This window comes from Faecalibacter rhinopitheci (genome assembly GCF_015234135.1).
In the GTDB taxonomy this organism is placed as follows: domain Bacteria; phylum Bacteroidota; class Bacteroidia; order Flavobacteriales; family Weeksellaceae; genus Empedobacter; species Empedobacter rhinopitheci.
The window spans coordinates 41,490-62,737 of sequence record NZ_JADGIK010000009.1 but is presented as its reverse complement, the minus strand read 5'-3'; the positions used below and the strand labels follow the sequence as shown (position 1 = coordinate 62,737).

15 protein-coding genes and 1 pseudogene are annotated in these 21,248 nt (G+C 30.8%); 4 read left to right on the top strand and 12 right to left on the bottom strand.

All coding sequences use genetic code 11. The annotated features are described in order from the left end of the window. Positions 1 to 615: 615 nt before the first annotated feature. The 6 genes and pseudogenes from IM532_RS12155 to IM532_RS12130 all read right to left on the bottom strand — a co-directional run bounded on the left by IM532_RS12155 (position 616) and on the right by IM532_RS12130 (position 8,064). Positions 616 to 1,284, bottom strand: a pseudogene (locus IM532_RS12155) (Sir2 family NAD-dependent protein deacetylase). A gap of 445 nt (positions 1,285 to 1,729) precedes the next feature. Further along, positions 1,730 to 3,532 carry an acyl-CoA dehydrogenase family protein gene (locus IM532_RS12150; RefSeq protein WP_194183725.1) on the bottom strand — a complete coding sequence of 601 codons (1,803 nt, stop codon included), beginning with the start codon at positions 3,530 to 3,532 and terminating at the stop codon, positions 1,730 to 1,732. 89 nt (positions 3,533 to 3,621) lie between these two features. Next, positions 3,622 to 4,803 (bottom strand): thiolase family protein, encoded by a 1,182-nt coding sequence (locus tag IM532_RS12145; RefSeq protein ID WP_194183724.1) that lies wholly within the window; start codon positions 4,801 to 4,803, stop codon positions 3,622 to 3,624. 41 nt (positions 4,804 to 4,844) lie between these two features. Continuing rightward, positions 4,845 to 5,177 (bottom strand): four helix bundle protein, encoded by a 333-nt coding sequence (locus IM532_RS12140; RefSeq protein ID WP_194183723.1) that lies wholly within the window; start codon positions 5,175 to 5,177, stop codon positions 4,845 to 4,847. Between the two features lie 41 nt (positions 5,178 to 5,218). Next, the gene (locus IM532_RS12135; RefSeq protein ID WP_194183722.1) at positions 5,219 to 7,618 is read right to left on the bottom strand and encodes a 3-hydroxyacyl-CoA dehydrogenase/enoyl-CoA hydratase family protein; all 2,400 of its coding nucleotides are present in this window, start codon (positions 7,616 to 7,618) and stop codon (positions 5,219 to 5,221) included. A 2-nt stretch (positions 7,619 to 7,620) separates the two neighbouring features. After that, positions 7,621 to 8,064, bottom strand: a complete 444-nt coding sequence (locus tag IM532_RS12130) for a MarR family winged helix-turn-helix transcriptional regulator (RefSeq protein ID WP_194183721.1) — start codon at positions 8,062 to 8,064, stop codon at positions 7,621 to 7,623. A 337-nt stretch (positions 8,065 to 8,401) separates the two neighbouring features. Here IM532_RS12130 and IM532_RS12125 point away from each other — a divergent pair, with 337 nt between their 5' ends. Beyond that, positions 8,402 to 10,348, top strand: a complete 1,947-nt coding sequence (locus IM532_RS12125) for a KUP/HAK/KT family potassium transporter (protein WP_194183720.1) — start codon at positions 8,402 to 8,404, stop codon at positions 10,346 to 10,348. Between the two features lie 153 nt (positions 10,349 to 10,501). On the opposite strand, the gene IM532_RS12120 is transcribed toward IM532_RS12125, so the two are convergent. Together IM532_RS12120 and IM532_RS12115 are read right to left on the bottom strand one after the other, a co-directional pair. Beyond that, positions 10,502 to 10,963 carry a Dps family protein gene (locus tag IM532_RS12120; RefSeq protein WP_194183719.1) on the bottom strand — a complete coding sequence of 154 codons (462 nt, stop codon included), beginning with the start codon at positions 10,961 to 10,963 and terminating at the stop codon, positions 10,502 to 10,504. 446 nt (positions 10,964 to 11,409) lie between these two features. Continuing rightward, positions 11,410 to 11,571 carry a hypothetical protein gene (locus IM532_RS12115; RefSeq protein ID WP_194183718.1) on the bottom strand — a complete coding sequence of 54 codons (162 nt, stop codon included), beginning with the start codon at positions 11,569 to 11,571 and terminating at the stop codon, positions 11,410 to 11,412. A gap of 397 nt (positions 11,572 to 11,968) precedes the next feature. Between IM532_RS12115 and IM532_RS13870 the strand changes: the two genes are divergently transcribed. Beyond that, the gene (locus IM532_RS13870; protein WP_194183726.1) at positions 11,969 to 12,322 is read left to right on the top strand and encodes a helix-turn-helix transcriptional regulator; all 354 of its coding nucleotides are present in this window, start codon (positions 11,969 to 11,971) and stop codon (positions 12,320 to 12,322) included. A gap of 1 nt (position 12,323) precedes the next feature. Here IM532_RS13870 and uvrA read toward each other — a convergent pair whose 3' ends face one another. Both uvrA and IM532_RS12100 read right to left on the bottom strand, forming a co-directional pair. Beyond that, on the bottom strand, positions 12,324 to 15,146 hold the full coding sequence (gene uvrA / locus IM532_RS12105) for an excinuclease ABC subunit UvrA (protein WP_194183717.1): 2,823 nt from the start codon (positions 15,144 to 15,146) through the stop codon (positions 12,324 to 12,326). A gap of 74 nt (positions 15,147 to 15,220) precedes the next feature. After that, a complete protein-coding gene (locus IM532_RS12100; protein WP_194183716.1) occupies positions 15,221 to 16,255 on the bottom strand; it encodes a GyrI-like domain-containing protein in 1,035 nt (344 codons plus the stop codon). A gap of 106 nt (positions 16,256 to 16,361) precedes the next feature. Between IM532_RS12100 and IM532_RS12095 the strand changes: the two genes are divergently transcribed. Beyond that, positions 16,362 to 16,943: a DUF937 domain-containing protein gene (locus IM532_RS12095; RefSeq protein WP_194183715.1), complete on the top strand. Its 582-nt coding sequence runs from the start codon at positions 16,362 to 16,364 to the stop codon at positions 16,941 to 16,943. 90 nt (positions 16,944 to 17,033) lie between these two features. Here the strand turns inward: IM532_RS12095 and IM532_RS12090 are convergent, their stop codons facing one another. Both IM532_RS12090 and IM532_RS12085 read right to left on the bottom strand, forming a co-directional pair. Beyond that, positions 17,034 to 18,155, bottom strand: a complete 1,122-nt coding sequence (locus tag IM532_RS12090) for a tetratricopeptide repeat protein (RefSeq protein ID WP_194183714.1) — start codon at positions 18,153 to 18,155, stop codon at positions 17,034 to 17,036. Beyond that, positions 18,152 to 19,726, bottom strand: coding sequence for a response regulator transcription factor (locus IM532_RS12085; RefSeq protein WP_194183713.1), 1,575 nt, complete (start codon positions 19,724 to 19,726; stop codon positions 18,152 to 18,154). Before IM532_RS12085 ends, IM532_RS12090 begins: the two co-directional genes overlap by 4 nt. A 168-nt stretch (positions 19,727 to 19,894) precedes the next feature. On the opposite strand from IM532_RS12085, the gene IM532_RS12080 reads away from it, so the two are divergent. Next, entirely contained in the window at positions 19,895 to 21,190 is a 1,296-nt protein-coding gene (locus IM532_RS12080; protein WP_194183712.1) for a T9SS type A sorting domain-containing protein, read from the top strand. Positions 21,191 to 21,248 lie beyond the last annotated feature (58 nt).

Here is a 21,248-nt window from a genome sequence, read left to right as displayed (position 1 = left end):
GCGTTAGCTTCTATGTTTTACAACTTCGAATTTCCTTTAGCTCTATTATTTAAGGATTGACCTAATTTGTATTCGGCTTTTATTTCTTTCGTCTTATATTATAATTTCAAATGAACTTCTCATTAATTCGCAATTCAACTTTCATCGTTTGCGGTTGCAAAGGTAACGCTTATTTTTAAACTACAAAATCTTTTTTAAATAAATTCTGAAGTTTTTATTCTAATTATTCCTCGCTTTTCAATTTACAATACTACTCGTCTTTCGTATTGAGAGTGCAAATATAAGACGCTTTATTTTAACTTTCCAAATGGAATTTACAATTATTTTACATTAACACTTTAAACTACTGAATATGAGATTTATATTTTTTAAAATAAATTTTACCACACTTGAAATTATGTATAAATATACAATTTGATGCATTATCCATACTTTATCTAGGGAATATCTTGCCAGTATGTACCAAGTGAAGAATAATTGGAAATACCTTAAAATAACTATTCTTATTTTAATTAATACTCATCCGAACGAACACCGAACAAGCTCTGGAGAAAGTAGTTTATATACACATGTTTAAATTATAACTTATTAATAGCTTAAGTTTGGTTATTACTATCATAAATAATTTTCTAAGTCCACTATACCTTCTGTAGCATTCTTTTTAATATGGTATATATTTGAATTTATAGGCAAATCGTTTGGATCAATACAAATAACTTTAGTTTCATAATCTATATGATCTAATAATGATGCTGCCGGATAAACTTGTAAAGAAGTACCGATAATTAATAATATATCCGCATCTTTCACCTCATTTATAGCAGAATACATCATAGAAACTTCTTAGCCGAACCATACAATATGTGGACGGAGTTGCATTCCATCCTCTGCTAAATCTCCTAATTTTAAATCACCCATCCAATCATATATCAAATTCTCATTAGCTATACTCCTCACTTTATTTAATTCTCCATGTAAATGAATGATTCTTGAAGAACCTGCTCTCTCATGAAAATCATCTACATTTTGGGTAATTATAGTTATCTTAAATTTTTTTTCCAATTCAGCTAAAAAATAATGTGCTGCATTTGGGTATACTTCTTTTAACTGAGCACGGCGTAAATTATAAAAATCCAATACTAAAACTGGGTTTACATTCCAACCTTGTATTGAAGCCACCTCCATAATATCATGATTTTCCCATAAACCATTCGCATCTCTAAATGTAGAAATACCACTTTCTGCACTAATTCCAGCTCCAGTTAATACCACAATTCTTTTCATTTATTCAAATTTAAATTAAGCGATAAAAAAGCTAATCTATACAATACAGATTAGCTTTTTAAAATTTTGTTGTTCTTCTACAATAAATCATCATAAATCCAATACATAAATACTATAGACAAACACCCTAAAGCTGATAATAAAATTACATTTAAAGGTTCCATACCATATAATATTAAGGTTAAAAAAATACTCTATTAAATATAGTGATTAATCCATTATAAACCAATATTTTAACTAAAAAACCTCAGCTGATAACTCAACTGAGGTTCTTTCTCTACTAAAACTTAAGTACCATGAAAACTCAACTAACTTTTATAAAGACTAGTACTTAAAAAAATTAAATCAAAACACATACCAATCTTAAAATTAACTATTTATAAATAAAAAAGTGGTCAAAATTGACCACTTTTAATAATTATCACAAACAATATAATTCTACTAATTAGAACGTATACTTATTTTCTGCAATTAATAAATCTGCAATTTCTGTTTTTAAGTTCACAACGTTTGGATATTCGTTGTAACGTGTAAATCTTCTTAATCCAGATAACATCATACGTTGCTCATCTCCTTCTGTGAACGAGATAATTCCACATGTTGCCTCTGTTTTGATGATCTCAACTGATTTGAATAATTGTAATTGAACTAATTTTTCTGCATTTTTAGCCGCATCAGCTCCTTTCTTATTCGCTAATTTCTCAGCACGTAACATGGCAGATTCTACCATATAGATTTCTTGCATAATATGAGAAGCTGCCATAATTAACTGTTGGTGTTGTTCTAAGTTCGCCCCAAATTTTTGTAAAGCTGCACCAGCAACCATAAAGAACACTTTCTTTAAGTTCGCGATGATTTCTTTTTCTTGTGCGAATAATTCAGAATAATCTGGAATATCGAATGACGGAATAGACATTAATTCATTAGCAATTCCCATTGCTGGCGTCATTAAATCTAATTTTCCTTTGAAGGCACGCTTTACTAACATCGATACACATAATAATGTATTGATTTCGTTTGTACCTTCATAGATTCTCGAAATACGAGCATCTCTCCAAGCACCTTCCATTGGCATCTCTTTTGAGTATCCCATTCCTCCGTAAATTTGGATTCCTTGATCAGAAGCTACTTGAGCTGCTTCAGATATCCAAACTTTTAAGATAGAAGCTTCAATTGCATATTCTTCGATACCTTTTAATTCTGCATCCGTATGCGACATACCTTTCGCAATATTATCTGCAATTGCATCTTCTACATCTTTCGCAGCACGGTAAGCACCAGCTTCAGAAGTAAAAGTAGCAACAGCCATATCTGCTAATTTTTCTTTAATTGCTCCAAATGTATTGATTGAAACACCAAATTGTTTTCTTTCAGAAGCATATTGTAAAGAGTTGTCCAACACACGACGTTGCGCATCTAAACAAGCAGCACCTAATTTGATACGACCTACGTTTAAGGCATTCATTGCGATTTTGAATCCTCCATCTCTTTCACCTAACATATTCTCTACTGGAACACGAACTTCATTTAAGAAGACTTGACGTGTTGATGAAGAAACAATACCTAATTTATCTTCTTCTTCTCCTAATGCAAAGCCTTCACCCGCTTTAGATTTTTCAACAATAAAACCTGTAATATTTTTATCGTCATCGATACGTGCAAATACAATAAAGATTTCAGCGAAACCTGCATTTGTAATCCACATTTTTTGACCTGTGATGATGTATTCTTTACCATCTTCAGATAATCTTGCTTTTGTTTTACCTGAATTAGCATCAGATCCCGCTTCTGGTTCAGTTAAACAGTAAGAAGCGAAAACTTCTCCTGAAGCTAATTGTGGTAAATATTTTTGTTTTTGCTCTTCTGTACCGTATAATAAAATTGGCATTGTTCCAATTCCTGTATGTGCACCAAAAGCAGTAGCTAAAGACCCTGTAGCTCCAGAAATGTAATCACAAACTAACATTGTTGTTGAGAATCCCATTCCTAAACCACCATATTCTTCAGGAACTGAAATTCCTAATAAACCTAATTCACCAATTTTACGCATTAACTCCTCAATTAACGCATAATCTTTCTTTTCGATTCTGTGTTTGTTTGGAACAACTTCTTTATCAATAAACTCTTTTGCTGATTGCAAAATCATTTGTTGTTCTTCTGATAAATCTTCATATGTAAAAATATCGTTGTAAGCAGCATCTTTAATTAAGTACTCCCCTCCGATTAATCTGTTTGATTTTGTAGACATTATAATAGTTTTTTTATGGTTATTGAAAATATTTTTAAAAGTGAGACCAAATCGGTTTTGAAGCTCATCGGTCTCACTACCGCATTATTTTATTTTAAATATTCAAAAACAGAAGCAGCACCTTGACCAGTTCCGACACACATCGTCACCATGCCGTATTTTGCTTTACGCGCTTCCATTTCGTGTAATAATTGTACCGTTAATTTTGTACCTGAACATCCTAGTGGGTGACCTAATGCGATGGCACCACCGTTCACATTTACTTTTGATGCATCCATCTCTAATTCGCGCATAATTGCAACCGATTGAGAAGCGAATGCCTCATTTAACTCGAACAAATCGATATCTTGTAATTGTAATCCTGCTTGCTCTAAGGCTTTTGGAATCGCATATAAGGGCCCCATTCCCATTATACGTGGCGCTAAACCTACAGTAGCATACGAAACTAAACGAGCAACTGGTTCTAATCCTAATTCTTTGACCATGTCTTCAGACATCACCATTACGAAAGCAGCACCGTCCGACATTTGAGATGAGTTACCTGCTGTAACCGAACCTCCATTTGCGAATACTGGACGTAATTTTGCTAAACCTTCTAATGACGTATCTACACGTGGTCCTTCGTCTTGTTTGAAGATGGTCTTTTTTGTTTGGATTTTTTCGTTGGCATCTAAGAAATTGTATTCTACCTCAACCGGAACGATTTGAGCATCGAATTTTCCTTCTGCTAATGCTTTTAACGCTTTTTGATGCGAATTAAATGCAAACTGATCTTGTTCCTCACGAGAAACCTTGAATTCGTTGGCAACCGCTTCAGCTGTTAATCCCATTCCCCAGTAGTAACTTGGGTTATCTTTAGCCATATCCGTTTCCGGAATTGGCTTGTAACCTCCCATTGGGATGTATGACATCGACTCTGCACCACCCGCGATGATACATTCTGCCATTCCAGTTCTAATTTTAGCCGCTGCTAATGCAATGGCTTCAGAACCTGATGCACAGTAACGGTTCACGGTTACTCCTGGAACTTTATCTGTACTTAATCCCATTAACGAGATTAAACGGGCCATATTTAACCCTTGTTCTGCTTCTGGCATTGCACATCCTACGATTAAATCGTCGATACGTGCTGGATCTAATGTTGGATAATCCTCCATTAAACGTTTTAGAACAGTCGCCGCTAATTCGTCTGGACGCGTAAAACGTAAAGTTCCTTTTGGTGCTTTACCTACTGCTGTTCTATATCCTGTAACAATATATGCTTGTTTCATTTTTTTTAGTTGTATTATGTATTGATGTATTATGTATTAAGTCATTTCTTTAGTTTTGCAATCATATTTTGAATATGAGTAAGCTCTTTCAAACTATCGTCATTTCTTAAATAATTTAATCTTAATGCGATTATCAATTGAGTTTCTAACTCAAAACTTGAAGCTAAAGCAATTGATAAGAATCGATTAAATTCTTTCTTACTTCCTCTTCCTGCACCTTCAGCTATATTTGAAGGAATTGAAATTAAACTTCTTTTAATTTGAGAAGTAAGAGAATAAATTTCTTCTTTAGGAAAAGATTTCAATTCAGCATAAATTTTAATTGTAAAATCAATCGATTTCTGCCAAACAAGTAAATCTTTAAAGTTATTCATCTTACTACTTTTTACATTTTACTTAATACAATCCATCAATACTAGTTACGTAATGGTTTACCTGTTTTTAACATGTGTTGGATACGCTCTAACGTTTTTCGTTCACCACATAATGATAAGAACACTTCTCTTTCTAAGTCTAGTAAGTATTGTTCTGATACTTCTGTTGCTTCAGATAAGTTTCCACCTGTCATTACATATCCTAATTTATTCGCGATTAAACGATCGTGATCAGAAGCGTAACGTCCTGCTACTAATTGATCTGTTCCGACGTAGAACATCCCTTGTGCTTCGCGTCCTAATACTTTCACTTTTTGCTTGATTGGACGTGTATATCCAGCTTCAGCCATGATGATTGCATGTTTCTTCGCTTCTGCGATTTGACGATCTTTATCGACTACGATAATGTCTTGATCACGAATAATTCCCATGTTTTTCGCTTCATAAGCAGAAGTTGCCACTTTTGCCATTGCGATGTTCATGAACGCATCTCTCAAGTGATTTGTTTTCACGTCATCGGCTAAAACATTTTTAGCTGCACGTAAAGCAAACTCTTTCGACCCACCTCCACCAGGGATCAAACCAACACCAACTTCCACTAATCCGATGTATGTTTCAGCAGCTGCAACTACTTTATCTGCATGCATCGTCATTTCACATCCACCACCTAAAGTCATTCCGTGAGGCGCAACGACTACTGGAATATCCGAGTAACGTACACGCATCATCGTATCTTGGAACATTTTGATCGCCATATTTAAATCCCACCAATCTTGCTCGGCAGCCATCATCATGATCATGGCTAAATTTGCTCCAACTGAGAAATTATCTGCTTGATTTCCGATCACTAAACCTCTGTGGTCTTTTTCTGCTAACTCGATGGCTTTGTTGATTCCTTGTAAAACTCCACCACCTAAAGAATTCATTTTTGAACGGAACTCTAAGTTGATGATTCCATCTCCTAAATCTTGAACAGAAGCCTCTTTGTTCGACCAAATTTCATTTGTCTTACGGATGTTATCTAAAATGATAAATACATCTTGACCTGGAATTGCTTCGAATTGTTTTGAGTTTTGGTTGAAGTATAATTTTTTACCACCTTCAACTTTATAGAAAGCATCAGCACCAGTCGCCGCTAATTCTTTAACCCATTCTGCTACTTGGTAACCTTCAGACTCGACTAATTCGATTCCTTTTGCTAAACCAACATAATCCCACGTTTCGAAAGGACCATATTTCCAAGCATACCCTGTACGAATTGCGTCATCGATTGGATAAAATACATCTGTAATTTCTGGAACACGTTGAGAAACATAAGCAAATAATGATGCGAAATGTTTACGAATTAAATCTCCGTGTTTTCCATCAGCTTTTAATAAAGCTGCTAATTTATTTTTGGTAGAACCTGCTTGTTTTGCTGCTTCAACTGCACCAACTTTTGCACGTTCCATTGGACGGTATTCTAATGTGTCTAAGTCTAAAGCGAAACGATTCGTGTTTCCTTCTTTGTCAACTTCTTTATAATAGAAACCTTTTTTTGTTTTATCTCCTAAGAATTTATTCTCGATTAAAAAGTCTAAGAATTTAGAATCTTTTAAATCTTGAATCATTTGGTCTCCCGTTGTATTTTGTTGTAACCCTTTTGTTACGTTATACGCCGTATCTAAACCAACTAAATCTCCTAATTTAAACGTTCCTGTTTTAGGACGACCTAAAATAGAACCTGTTAACGTATCTGCTTCTTCGATCGTAAGCCCTAACTCTTGTGTTAGTTCCATTACTTTTGCCATCGAATAAACCCCTACTCTATTTCCGATAAATCCAGGTGTATCTTTACATAAAACCGCTGTTTTGCCTAAGAATAAACCAGCATAGTTCATACAGAAATCGATCACTGCTTGATCTGTTTTTGGACCTGGAATTACTTCAAATAATTTTAAGTAACGAGGAGGATTGAAGAAGTGCGTTCCGCAGAAATGTTTTTGGAAATCTTCTGATCTTCCTTCCGACATCATGTGAATTGGAATCCCTGATGTATTCGACGTTACTAATGTTCCTGGTTTGCGTAAGGCATCGACCTTTTCGAACATCGCTTGTTTAATGTCTAAACGCTCGATAATTACTTCGATTACCCAATCTGAGTTTTTGATTTTTTCTAAATCATCATCAAAATTACCGACAGTTATACGAGAAGCAAATGCTTTATCGTAAATTGGGGAAGGATTGCTTTTAAGTGCTGCATCTAGATGAGATTGAGCGGTTCTATTGCGAACAACTTTGCTCTCTAAAGTCAACCCTTTCGCTTGCTCTTGTGGTGTAAGCTCGCGAGGCACCATATCTAACATCAAGACTTCTACTCCGATATTTGCAAAATGACATGCAATACCTGAGCCCATAACTCCTGATCCTAATACAGTAACATGTTTAATGTGTCTTCTCATAATTATTTTTTGAATATTTTACGGTCTGATATTAATTGGTTAATCTTAATCATCACCTCAAAGAATATTTTTAGTTTTTCTGGTTCAATATTTTGACTAATTGCGTTGTTAAATTGTAATACGAAACGTTTTGATGTGTCTCTCATTTTTAATCCTTCATTTGTCAAAGTAATCAAAACGCTTCTCCCATCTTCAGGATTTGGTTTTCGAACAATAAACTTCCGTTCTTCTAAATTTTTTAGTGTTCGGGATAAACTAGTGGGTTCAATTCCCATTTTTGGTCCTAAAGATGTACTTGGAGTTCCTGTCTTAGGGTCAATTGATAACAATGTAAATGCATATACCATTGTCGATTCATATTCACTTGCTTGTTCGTTGTACATTTTTTGTACTGCCAACCAAGTTGACCTTAATAAGTAATCTATCGTTAAACTATCTCTTAACATTTTTGTTAGTGTATATATAACAAATATAAAAGTTTTTTTATTATGCTTGCATAGTAAAAAGGTTTTTTTATAAAATTTATACTATTTTTTTTATACAATACTGTAATTATAGTGCTTATAATTTTTAAAATTATTAATAAAGCATCTATATCTAATAAATTTTTTGAAAATTATCTATTTAATATTAGAATTTATCAATAGTGTATAAGTACACCATTAAATCAATTTTATGAAGATTTATCATCATTGATTATAAATAATAAGTATGAAAAATTAATGAAATATACATTTACATTGCACCAAATTTGAACATCATATTTACCTAGAAAAATTATATATGAATTCGTCGTTAGCACATTCTAAAATTACCTACGCATCAGTACTTATCACTTTTGGGATAATATTTGGTGATATCGGCACAAGCCCTTTATATGTTATGAAGGCTATTATACGAAGTCGAGAAATCACAGAGACCATTGTATATGGAGGGGTATCTTGTATATTCTGGACTTTATTTTTCCAAACTACCATAAAATATGTTTGGTTAACTTTACAAGCAGATAATAATGGCGAAGGAGGTATTATTTCTTTGTATTCATTAATTAATAAAAAAGGCAAGCGTTTAGTAATTCCGACGATTATTGGAGCAGCTATGCTACTAGCCGATGGCATTATAACCCCTCCAGTCTCTGTAACTTCTGCAGTAGAAGGGTTAAGATTTATAGAAGGATTCGAGGAAATCCCTATAATTCCCATCGTTATATTTATTTTATCAATTCTTTTCCTAGTACAGCGCTCAGGGACTTCTAAAGTTGGGAAAATATTTGGCCCAATGATGTTTATATGGTTTACCTTTTTAATGTTAACTGGCGCTTACTTAATTTCGAAACATCCAGAAATATTTAAAAGTTTAAATCCTTACTACGCCTATAATTTACTTGTAAATTATCCTGAAGGGTTTTGGATCTTAGGTGCTGTATTTCTTTGTACTACTGGAGCAGAAGCATTATATTCAGACTTAGGACATTGTGGAAAAAAGAATATCCGAATAAGCTGGATATATGTAAAATTAGCATTAATCATCAATTATCTAGGACAAGCAGCATGGTTAATGCATGCTGATATTTCTTTTCTTAATGGACAAAATCCATTTTTTGCAATGCTTCCTTCATTTATGCTATTACCCGGAATTATAATATCTACTTGCGCTGCTATTATTGCCTCACAAGCTCTTATTACAGGGTCTTTTACCTTAGTAAATGAAGCTATAAATATTGGATTTTGGCCACGAACAATGGTTGTACAACCTAATGAAGAAAAAAGCCAGATATACATACCCACAATCAATTTCCTTTTATGGGCAGGATGTGTTTTTATCGTTTTATATTTCCAAAGTTCTGAGCACATGGAAGCGGCATATGGATTGGCCATTACTGTAACAATGTTGATGACGACCTATTTATTAGCTTTCTACTTATTTTTATATAAAAAATTACCAAAAATTTTAATAGGAATAATTATTTTAATTTTCACGGTTATAGAAATTAGCTTCTTTTCTGCTAACCTTTTAAAATTTACTGAGGGTGGATATATTGCCCTAACAATTAGCTTAATATTTATTGTATTAATGTATTGTAACTATTATGGTAAGATTTTAAACGAACGGAATTTAGAATTTGTAAGCATAAAAGAATACAAATCTATCTTATCTGAACTTAGTGAAGATAAAACTATCAACAAGTATTCTACCCTGTTATTTTATTTTACAAAATCTAATCGTAAGAATATGATTGAAAAAAATATCATTAATTCAATCCTTGCTAAGAGACCAAAAAGAGCAGACATGTATTGGTTTATTAATATCATTAGAACTAATCAACCTTATACCTTGAATTATGAATTAATTGAGATTGAAAAACAAAAAATATATAAAGTTATTTTTCATATTGGATTTAGAATACAACCTAAAACTGAACTTTATATTAAACGTATTATTAATGATTTGTATCAAGGAGGTGAAATGCAATTAAAATATTTGCAACCCAATTTAAAAAAATACAATCAAGATCCGGATATAAAATTCATTTTATTAAAGAAATTTCCGTCTATAGAAAATTCATTTTCTATCCGAGAATTATTTATTTTAAAAATATACGCTTTAATTAAAAGGATAGAATATAATATTATAAAAAGCTTTGGACTTGAACGCAATGATGTAATTATAGAACAAGTTCCTTTATACCTTCATTCTAAAAACAAAATTGATTTGAAAAGAATTAAATAAAAAAAAGCCAAATTATTTAGAATAATTTGGCTTTTTTTTTATCTTAGATACTTCTATAAAAAGCTGAAGCCTCGGACAGAATCCAAGGCTCAACCTAATTAACACTAATATGAATTAACACTAAAAACTTATGAAGTAAAATAATGTTCAAAATTATTTAAGATGCGATCTAAGCATCCAAGCAGTTTTTTGATGTTGTTCCAATAATCCGACTAAATAGTCTGAAGTTGAAACATCATTTAAATCTTCAATTTCAAGAATTGACTGATTTAAGAATCCAATTATAATCTCATAATCATTTAATAAATCTTTTATATAAGATAAACTATCATGATTAATTATTGGATTTTCTGATAAGTGGGTTAACTGCAAATACTCACTCATCGTTGCAGGTGCATAAACATCCTTTGTACGGATCTTTTCAGCAACCTCATCAATTACTAGTTGTAATTCATTATACAAAGTTTCGAAATATAAATGGATTGTTTGGAAATCTCTTCCTTCAACATTCCAATGTGCATTTCTAGCTTTTAAATAAAGAATTGTTTCATCCGCTAATAATTGTTTTAATATGTCTGTAATTTTAATTATTTGATTATTATCTAAATGTTTCATGCTTTATTAATTTATTAAAACAAATATAAAGCCACAAAAAAGTATTTAAATAGATTTTACAATGTAAAAACTAATAGAATAATAAATAAAATTTATAGAACGTCAATTGTAATAGTAACTGTATAACAACTTAATACCTGATTACACCACAAATGTATGGCAGTTTCTGAAACTATTTCATCTTTTTAAGTTAAATAATCATTAAAATTATTGTTAATTATATCAATAATTTTAACATAATTTCCTATATTTAAATCCTATTTTTTTGAACTTTAAAAAGTTAGCCTCTTTTATCATTTTAAGAAATTCCTAAATATATTTCATCCATTTTTAAATATATTATTTAAAAAATCTAATAATGCAGTGGACTGAAGAATAATTTTCATTTATATTTAAGAAAAACAGCGTTGCTATAAAACGCTTTTTATAATGCATAATTGTTCTTTCTAAAAGTTAATTGCTACTGAAGCTCTAATTGCTGCTCCCATAATTGGACGCACAATAATAATTCTTTGCTCAGCTAAATTATTAGATCTTGGATCTCGTTCTGTTAACCCAATTTCATTAAATATATTAGTGGCATCTATCGCAAAACGGAATTTATACAACTGGTAAGAAACTCCATATAAGTTTTAGAATAATCTGCATCGTTAGGATTTAATGAATATATAAAAAAGAATATTAAGCTTAATGTATCTAAAAAACCAAACTACACTAGCTTGTGTAGTCATAAAGCAAATAATAGCAACTAATGCTAGACCAATAAGCATTACTTTTTTGATTCCTAAACGGGGAAGAAATGAAGCAACTATAAATAAACATATACCAATGGGTTTATTATTATCATCCTGAAATAGAAATTGCATTTATTCGTTGAGAACGTGGAATTCGTCATATAGGTTTTAATAAAAGTACTTTTCAAGTAGAAGATTTAGTCTTAATAGGAAAGAATTTACCCCATTCAGGATTTGGATTATATTCTGCTGATCCCCACGAAGGTTTGTTATTCAATTTTTACCAGAAAATTTACCTCATCAAAAACAAAATCAAGAAATTAAGGCAAAATCTATAGAATATGAATTTCATCAAGAAATTGACATAAAAAAAGTTGCAGAACAGGTTAGTTTAACATTACCAGCATTCTGCAACTTTTTTAAACAAGCTACTCAAATGTCTTTTACAGAATATTTGAATCGCTATCGTATAGATAAAGCGTGTTTGCTTCTTTTAGAAGATATTTCAGTATCTGAATGTAGTTTCCGATGTGGATTTAATCATGTGCCTTATTTTAACAAGACATTTAAAAAATACATTCATCAAACTCCTTCTGAATTTATAAAACAAAACCGCCGCTTATAAACTATAATTCATTTTTAAGAAATTGTCCTGTGACACTTTTTTTATTTAATACAATTTCTTCAGGTGTGCCTTCTGCAACTACTTTACCACCTTTTCTTCCTCCTTCAGGTCCTATATCAATGACATAATCTGCTAACTTTACCACATCTAGATTATGTTCGATAATAATTACAGTGTTACCAAATTCAACAATTTTCTTAATAACTTTCATTAGTATATTAATATCCTCAAAATGTAAACCTGTTGTAGGTTCATCCAATATATAAATTGTTTTACCAGTTTGTTTTTTAGAAAGTTCGGTAGCTAATTTTACACGTTGGGCTTCTCCACCACTTAATGTTGTAGATTGCTGTCCTAACTTAATATAACCTAAACCCACATCTTGTAACATTTTTACAACACGAAAAATCTTTGGAATAGGTTCAAAAAACTCAACAGATTCATTCACGGTCATATCTAGCACATCTGCAATAGATTTACTTTTAAAACGTACTTCTAATGTTTCTCTATTAAATCTTTTACCATTACATGTTTCACAATTGACATGAATATCAGGTAAAAAATTCATTTCAATCACACGTAATCCTGCACCTTGACACGTTTCACAACGACCTCCTTTTACATTAAATGAAAAGCGTCCAGGTTTGTATCCTCTAATTTTAGATTCTGGTAAATTAGTGAATAATGTTCTGATTTCTGAAAAAATCCCTGTATAAGTAGCTGGGTTAGACCTTGGTGTACGACCAATTGGTGATTGATCAACTTCAATAACTTTATCTAAATGTTCTAAACCTTCGATTTTAGAATATGGCATAGGTTCTTTTTCTGCTCTGAAAAAATGTTGATTAAGAATACGGTATAATGTTTCATTAATCAAAGTAGATTTTCCTGAGCCAGAAACGCCAGACACAACTGTTAATGCACCTAGAGGTATATTTATCGTAACATTTTTTAAATTATTTCCTTTAGCACCAGACAATTTTAAGTAATTCCCGTTCCCTTTATTACGTTCGGTTGGGATTTCTATTTTTTTCTTATTATTTAAGTATTGAGAAGTTAGTGTATCCGATTTTAACATCTCTGTAGGCGTACCTTCCCATACAATTTGTCCTCCATTTTTTCCGGCTTTAGGTCCAACATCTATCACATGATCTGCTTGAAGAATCATATCTTTATCATGCTCAACTACTAAAACTGAATTACCAATATCACGCAATTTTTTAAGCGATTCAATCAGTTTTACATTATCACGCTGGTGTAATCCAATACTAGGCTCATCCATAATGTATAATACATTAACCAATTGGGAACCAATTTGAGTTGCTAAACGAATTCGCTGTGCTTCACCTCCTGACAAACTTTTGGAAGATCTGTTGAGAGATAAGTAATCAAGACCAACATCTAATAAAAATGTTAATCGAGTCGCTATTTCTTTTAAAATTTCTCCACCAATTTGTTGTTGTGTAGAAGTTAAAACTTTAGATACGTTACCTATCCAATCATATAATGTGCTTAAATCTAAATTAGCTACTTCACCTATATGCTTGTCATCAATACGAAAATGTAACGATTCATTACTTAAGCGATAACCGTGACAACTCGGACATTCAATTTGCTTTGCTAATAATTTAGAAACCGCATTAGAATTTGGATTCGTCTTATCATCAATAATATTTTGCAAAAATGGGATTAATCCTTCAAAGTCAATTTTATAAGTTTTCTTTACAGAGGCAAATTTTAAATCAACATTTACTGTTTCTTGTAATCCATGAAATAAGTCGTTGATTAATGCATTGGGCAAATCCTTAAATTTCTTTTTTGGATCTATATTATGTTTTATGAAAATTGCATCAATTTGCTTATCTATACGAGATGTATTTTTAAGTACTTCAAATAAGTCCTCTAAATTATCATGAAAAGATTTTTTATGATCTTGAAATAATTTATCTAAGTTAACTTCTTTTAATTCGCCTAATCCAGCACAAGTAGGACAAGCTCCCTTTGGTGAATTGAATGAAAATGAATTGGGTTCTGGCATTGCATAAGACGAACCTGTTGTAGGACACATTAAGTTACGACTAAAGAATTTTGCGTCATTTGTTTCGTAATCTAAAATCATAATAACCCCGTTCCCTTGGTTCATTGCTTGTGCAATAGAAGCTTGTAAACGTTCATTGGTTACCTTATCGTTTAATTTTAATTTATCAACAATTAACTCTATATCATGCGTTTTATAACGATCTAACATTAGTCCTGGTGTAATTTCTTGCACCTCACCGTCTATACGCATTTCTAGGAAGCCTTTGCGTGAATATTGTACAAACAAATCGCGGTAATGCCCCTTACGCGAACGAACTAATGGAGCCAATATTGCTATCTTTTTATCTGTAAAATTTTGTCGAATTAATGCTATAATCTGTTCTTCTGTATAAGAAACCATTGGCTCATTAGTTTCTAAGGAATAGGCTGTAGAAACACGAGCAAATAAAAGTCGTAAAAAATCGTACACTTCTGTAATAGTCCCTACTGTAGAGCGAGGATTTTTAGAAGTTGTTTTTTGTTCAATTGCAATTACAGGAGACAAACCATCAATCTTATCCACATCAGGTCTTTCTAATCCTCCTAAGAATTGACGAGCATATGCCGAGAATGTTTCGATATAACGACGCTGTCCTTCAGCATAAATTGTATCAAATGCTAAAGAAGATTTTCCACTTCCACTTAACCCAGTTATAACAACTAATTCATTACGTGGAATCTTAATGTCAATATTCTTTAAATTATGTTCTCTTGCTCCGTAAACTTCAATAAAATCTTTATCCATTGCAATTTTTTGATAAGATGCAAAAATACAATAAAAAAGCCACATTTCTGTGGCTTTAAATAGGTTAAAATATATTAATTTGAGATTATCGGAATATAAATTCTAGTTTTTAATTGAAGAGTATCCGTCTCTTTAGGATCATTAAGTAATACTTCTAATTCTCTTTCTCCAAGATTTATTTTTTTACTTTTGGCGTAATTTTTCATTAAATCTATGGTATGATTTCTTTTGGAACGTGGACCTTGATGAAGCGTTAATAAATATTCTCCTTCTGGTACGATTACACGTTGCATTCCTTTTTGTAAAGGTAAATCCTCTATTAATTTAATCCCTGCAAATATGGTTTGATTTTTTTTCTCTTGATTAACATCCGTTTTATAGACATGTGGAAAACCTAAATCAAAATCATAAGAATCTTCTTCATTGACTAAGGAATGATAAATGGTTTCAAAAGCTTCATCAATTTTTTTAGTAACATCTTTTTCATCCAAAGATGGAACTTTCTTCACAGCCATTAATATCTGTTTGTCTAACTTTACTAATCTAAATTCGCCATAACTTAGTTTACCTTCTTTTCTATCTTTATCTAATCTAATTTTTATTAAATTATTAAACGCTTCAAGACTTTCATCCACTTTTTTTATAGGTGAATTAAAGTATAAAAAATAACGGTAGAAATAAGGAACTTCTTGACTTTGATAATGAACAATTAGCTTGGTTGTACCTGTAGGAGTTTGTTCAAAGTCAATTGAAAAATTATCTTCTTTTTCCCAATTTTCAAAATTGATTTTATAATCAACTGATCGATTCATTTCAAAACCATCAATTGTGATTTTTCCATTACCAACATCTGATGATTTACTTTTCCATTCTGCAAATTCTTTATGACCTTCTTCTGCTGGAGAAAAACTTTTAACAGCCAACGAATCTTTTGCTGTAAATTTTTCCCACTTAGAAAATAGTCTAAGATCTGCAAACTCATCGAAAACTAATCCGATAGGAGCTTCAATTTCATAAGTTCTTTTCTCATCAACTTTATTTGATAAAAAAATTGGAGTCAAAGCAAATGCTATGATGATAAACACTAAAAACAAATTGATTTGTTTCATTCTAATAAATTATTGTACAAAAATACCATTATGCGTTTTAAAAAATCAAAAGTGGATAAATTATTTCAATTAATTACATTAATTTTAAAAGATAAAAATATATACTATGGATTTATCTTCATTATTACAAGGTGCAATGGGACAACAAATCGTTGGTTCTGCAGCAAAGCAATTAGGAATTAACGAAACTCAAGCTCAAACAGCAGTGGGTGCTGCAATTCCATTTCTATTAACAGCATTAAATAAAAATGCACAATCGGGTGGTGCAAATGGTATCAACAGTGCATTAGAAAAGCATGATGGTAATATCTTAGACAATTTAGCAGGTTTTTTAAATCAAGGAGGTAACCAACAAGACGGACTTGGAATTTTGAATCATGTATTAGGTAATAATCAGAGTAATGTTGCGAATGCTATCGGAAAACAATCTGGTTTAGATACTGGTCAAGTCATAAAAATATTAGCACTTGTTGCACCTATTGTTATGGGATTTTTAGGTAAACAAAAACAACAAAACAATGTGCAAGCTGGAGGAATTACAGATTTATTAGGATCTTTAGTTGGTGGTACAAATGCTGCTTCAGCAGGAGTTAACTTAGGCGGATTTGAAAAATTTTTAGATCAAGATGGTGATGGTAAATTAGGTGCTTCAGATGTTGCTGGATTATTAGGAAAATTCTTTAAATAAAACTTCTTAAAAATTATACATGCGAGTTAATTAAAATAAGCTCGCATTTTTCTATTGTAATATTCAAATATGGATTTAATTTACTGCTTTCTATTTTGTTGAAATACTTTTTAATTGATTTTGAATAGAAATTCTCTTTTTATTAAACTTTATCATTAAATAGAACATTATAATCATCATTACTCCTCCAATAACAAGTATAGTATAATTTACTTTTTGATGTTTACTTATTAATTTTTGATTCGATTCCTTATTAATAGTAACTTGATGATCTATTGCACTACTTATTGATTGTATCTCGCTTTGTTGTCTTTTATAAAATGTGTCTATGTATTTTTCATTGTATTTTTTATAGGAACTAAAATTATTGAGCACCAGATAATTTTCCGCTTTGGCTAAATAAATTCCTTCATTTAATACCAAGTCTCCAATATGCGTTGCTAAAGACTCTGCTTCATTTAATACTTCTAAGGCTTTCTCATAATTTCTATCTACAAAATAAACTTCCGCAAGACCTTTTAGTGCGAAAGCTTCCAAACTTTTTGCCTTTATTTTCTTAGCATATTTTAGAGATTCTTGATAATATTTTTCTGCATTATGTTTGTCTTGCATATCAAGATAACAATATCCTATATTATAATACACAACACTTAAATTAGATTGCGTAGTAGGATCAGCTTGATTATTTTTAAGATTATTTACTGCATTAAAAAATTTTTCTAAAGCAAGCTCGGGGTTGGATTGACTTTTATAAATCATTCCTCTTACGGCATCTATTTTACCAAGAATAGAAAATTTTATTTTTTGATTATCTTGCATATGTTCAATCTCACTTTCCGCATCCTTTAAAGTTTCAAAACTTTTACTAAATAATTCAATTTGCTGATATTGAATTGCAATATTTAGTAAAACATTAGATCGAACAGAATGGTCAGAAATTTCATTTAATAATGCCTTGGCCTTTAAATTTTCATTTAATGAAGCTTCAAAATCTCTTTTCGCGATGTAAGCTGTAGATGATAAAATATAATATTTCGCTTGATTATTAGGATCTGAATCTAATTTCAATAATTTTTGAGCTAATTGTAAAGAATAGTCAGGATTTTTAAATAAATTATCTAAAGCTTTATTGTATAAAAGTTTATTGGGATTATTTCCAAAAATTGTTATTACACTTATTAATCCGATAATTAAGGTTAATTTTAACTTCATCCGTTTTCTAATTGATTAATTTGTTGAATATAAACATTAGGTGACACTCCTGTAACAGACTTAAAAACTGTAGCAAACGAGCTATGAGAAGAAAACCCAGAAATAGTAGCTAAGTAACTTACTTTATAATTTAGATATTCTGGTTGTGTTTTTAGAAGATACGCAATGTAATTAATACGTAAATGATTAATGTATGAGTTAAAATTTTTGCCCTTGTATTTATTAATAACTTCAGATAAATATTTGGTATTTGTTTCCAATTGGCCTGCCAATACTGCAAGAGATATTTCAGGATTTAGAAAACGATCTGACTTCTCAAAATCTGATAACTTCATTATAATTTCATTTTCTGTATCCTTATGTATAACTAGATTTCGTTTTATTTCTTTTACATTTTCCGTTGATGAATTTGTTTTCCTATTTTCCAAAAATTGTATTTGATCATTAAAAAAATCTAGCTGTTTTTTTGCATTCAATGTATTTTTATATACATATAACAAAATCAAACTTGCAATACCCACTATACATCCAATTGTTAATAAAATTGTATTTGATTTTTTTTGTTGAGATAGTTGTAAATATTCACTATAATTATCCTCATGCGCTTCTGTCAATTTTACTAAATATCGGATTCCCTCTTTCTGATTCATTTCTAATTTAGATTTTAAATCAGTATATTTTTTATCAAAAATTTGATATTTATCTTTATTGTTTAAAGCTAAATAATTTCTTGAAAATCCTAGATAAATATAACTTTTCATCAAATTATAATCTAAATCAATAATTGCTTTATTGGCTATTTCTAAATATTTAATAGCATTTAAATAATCTTTTTCTAAAAAAGAAGCTCTAGCTGCACGCTCATAAGCAAACGCTTTGACAAAAGGAAATTGATCGTTTTTATCTAAAAATAATATCGTTTGGTGTAAAATATTTTTAGCTTCTTTTATTTCTTGTTTCTGAATATATATTGATGCTTTAAAGATAGAATTCTCTAATTGAAGTATAGAATTCTCTGCGGAAATCACCTCTAATAAATTGGTACTCTTTTCAATTAATTCAATCGCTTTTTCATAATTTTTAAATACTGTCTGATTAATAGATTCTAACTGATACACTTTAGCTAATGTAATTTTAGAATTTTTAGAAATATTTACTGAATTAGAATATTGCTGAATGATTTCATTTAATAATCTGCTCGATTGATTGAACAGCCCTACATTTTGATATTGTTCTGCCAATGCATAATCTGAATAGAATACAGAAAAATTAGAAATAGTATGGTTATAATCTAAATTTTCAACATCCATAGAAACCCTAAGAGATTGCACAAATTCACCTTTCATGATAAAAGCTTGAGAAATCACATTTTTTAGCATCATTTGGTGTTCAGGATCTTGCTGATTGAATAAAATACCTTCTGTAAAATTTATTGATTCATTCGGATTCTGATAAAGACGCTCTATACTCTTATCAAGCAGTTTATAAAAATCTTGATTATTCTGTGATTTTAATACACTTCCTGAGAAAAGAAAAAACAGTAAAGCATAGTAAATCAAGTTTTTATACATATATATGTTCTTTTAACGTTTAAAATATTCTTTTATTCTAAAATACAATCAATTGATATATAACGACATAATTTTTTTTATATTTTAGAATGCATGAATTTTAAAACACTTTTTCTTCAGTTTTATAAAAATTAAATCTAAAATTGTTAAAAATTAAACACTAAAAACATGAAAAAAATTTACAGCCTTCCATTTATCCTTTTTGGATTATCTTTCCTTTCAAGCACTTATTCAAATGCTCAGTTATATAATATTGGAAATGGAATTACACCTCAAGATGTAAATAATGCTGGAGTTGTGGCTTCATCAGCTGGTAATGTGGCAACTTTACGATGGACTGTAGAAGATGGTTTACAAGAAATTGGGACATTAGCAATTGCAGAATATATGGGTAAACCTTTGGTAGGTGAAGATGGTAATAAAATAATAGCTTATTTAACAAATCCTGAAACACAACAAAATGAAATAAGCATATTTGATTTCTCAAACAAATCTGCTATTTTCTTAGGCGGAATTGAGAGTTCTTTAGATAACTCGAAGAGTTCTCCGTGGGGAATAACTAACGATGGTAAAGCTATTGTAGGACTTGGATGGTCAGCAACTGGAAAAGGTAGAGCAATAAAATGGACTGAGGAAGAAGGTTTCACAACTTTAGAACATAATGAAAATGTTTCATCTAGAGCAAATAGCATAAGTGATGACAAAAGTACTATTGTAGGTTGGCAAGATCAAGAAAGTGGTTTTAGGCAAGCATCTGTTTGGAAAAATGGTGTTCAAACTTTGATATATGATGCGCAGGGTAACCCAGTTTCTGAATTAGGTGAAATCTCAGGAAATGGCAAATATGCAATTGGAGCTAATGGATATAATGCCTACATATGGAATGAAAATACTGGAGTAACTTATATTACTCATCCAAATGCTGGAATGTTTTTTAGAGGTGGTGCAACATCTATTACGGAAGATGGCTCTAAAGTTATTGGATATTTCAGAGGATGGCCTGGCCCACCTGCTTTAGGTGAAGGTTTTATTTGGGATGAAACAAATGGAAGAGTTAATCTAAATGAATATGTAGAATCATTAGGTATAGACACTAAAAACCTAATTTTATCATTACCATTAGCTATCTCACCAGATGGGACAAAGATTGTCGGTGTAGCAAGAGACAATAATTATAACCTATTTGGATTCTACTTAGATTTAACAAATTACTTAAATACTACGCAAGTAGATCAAAATACACAAAAAATTAATGTTTATCCAAACCCTGTAAAAGATATATTATCTGTTGAAGGAATTACGGGTGAAGCAAGTCTAACTATACATTCTCTTACTGGTCAGAAATTAAAAGAAACAAGTACTAAAACCGGTAAAATTAATGTTGCTGATCTTACTAAAGGAACGTACATTATAACAATCAAAACGAATAAACAATCAACTAGTATTAAATTCATCAAGAATTAATAAATATTTGAATTTGAATGCAGCTTATATTAAAAGCTGCATTTTTTTATTAATAAAT

What these genes read in the sequence shown, in the direction of transcription:
- IM532_RS12150 (WP_194183725.1), bottom strand. Translation starts at nt 3,532, where the DNA reads ATGTCTACAAAATCAAACAGATTAATCGGAGGGGAGTACTTAATTAAA.
- IM532_RS12145 (WP_194183724.1), bottom strand. Translation starts at nt 4,803, where the DNA reads ATGAAACAAGCATATATTGTTACAGGATATAGAACAGCAGTAGGTAAA.
- IM532_RS12140 (WP_194183723.1), bottom strand. Translation starts at nt 5,177, where the DNA reads ATGAATAACTTTAAAGATTTACTTGTTTGGCAGAAATCGATTGATTTT.
- IM532_RS12135 (WP_194183722.1), bottom strand. Translation starts at nt 7,618, where the DNA reads ATGAGAAGACACATTAAACATGTTACTGTATTAGGATCAGGAGTTATG.
- IM532_RS12130 (WP_194183721.1), bottom strand. Translation starts at nt 8,064, where the DNA reads ATGTTAAGAGATAGTTTAACGATAGATTACTTATTAAGGTCAACTTGG.
- IM532_RS12125 (WP_194183720.1), top strand. Translation starts at nt 8,402, where the DNA reads ATGAATTCGTCGTTAGCACATTCTAAAATTACCTACGCATCAGTACTT.
- IM532_RS12120 (WP_194183719.1), bottom strand. Translation starts at nt 10,963, where the DNA reads ATGAAACATTTAGATAATAATCAAATAATTAAAATTACAGACATATTA.
- uvrA (WP_194183717.1), bottom strand. Translation starts at nt 15,146, where the DNA reads ATGGATAAAGATTTTATTGAAGTTTACGGAGCAAGAGAACATAATTTA.
- IM532_RS12100 (WP_194183716.1), bottom strand. Translation starts at nt 16,255, where the DNA reads ATGAAACAAATCAATTTGTTTTTAGTGTTTATCATCATAGCATTTGCT.
- IM532_RS12095 (WP_194183715.1), top strand. Translation starts at nt 16,362, where the DNA reads ATGGATTTATCTTCATTATTACAAGGTGCAATGGGACAACAAATCGTT.
- IM532_RS12090 (WP_194183714.1), bottom strand. Translation starts at nt 18,155, where the DNA reads ATGAAGTTAAAATTAACCTTAATTATCGGATTAATAAGTGTAATAACA.
- IM532_RS12085 (WP_194183713.1), bottom strand. Translation starts at nt 19,726, where the DNA reads ATGTATAAAAACTTGATTTACTATGCTTTACTGTTTTTTCTTTTCTCA.
- IM532_RS12080 (WP_194183712.1), top strand. Translation starts at nt 19,895, where the DNA reads ATGAAAAAAATTTACAGCCTTCCATTTATCCTTTTTGGATTATCTTTC.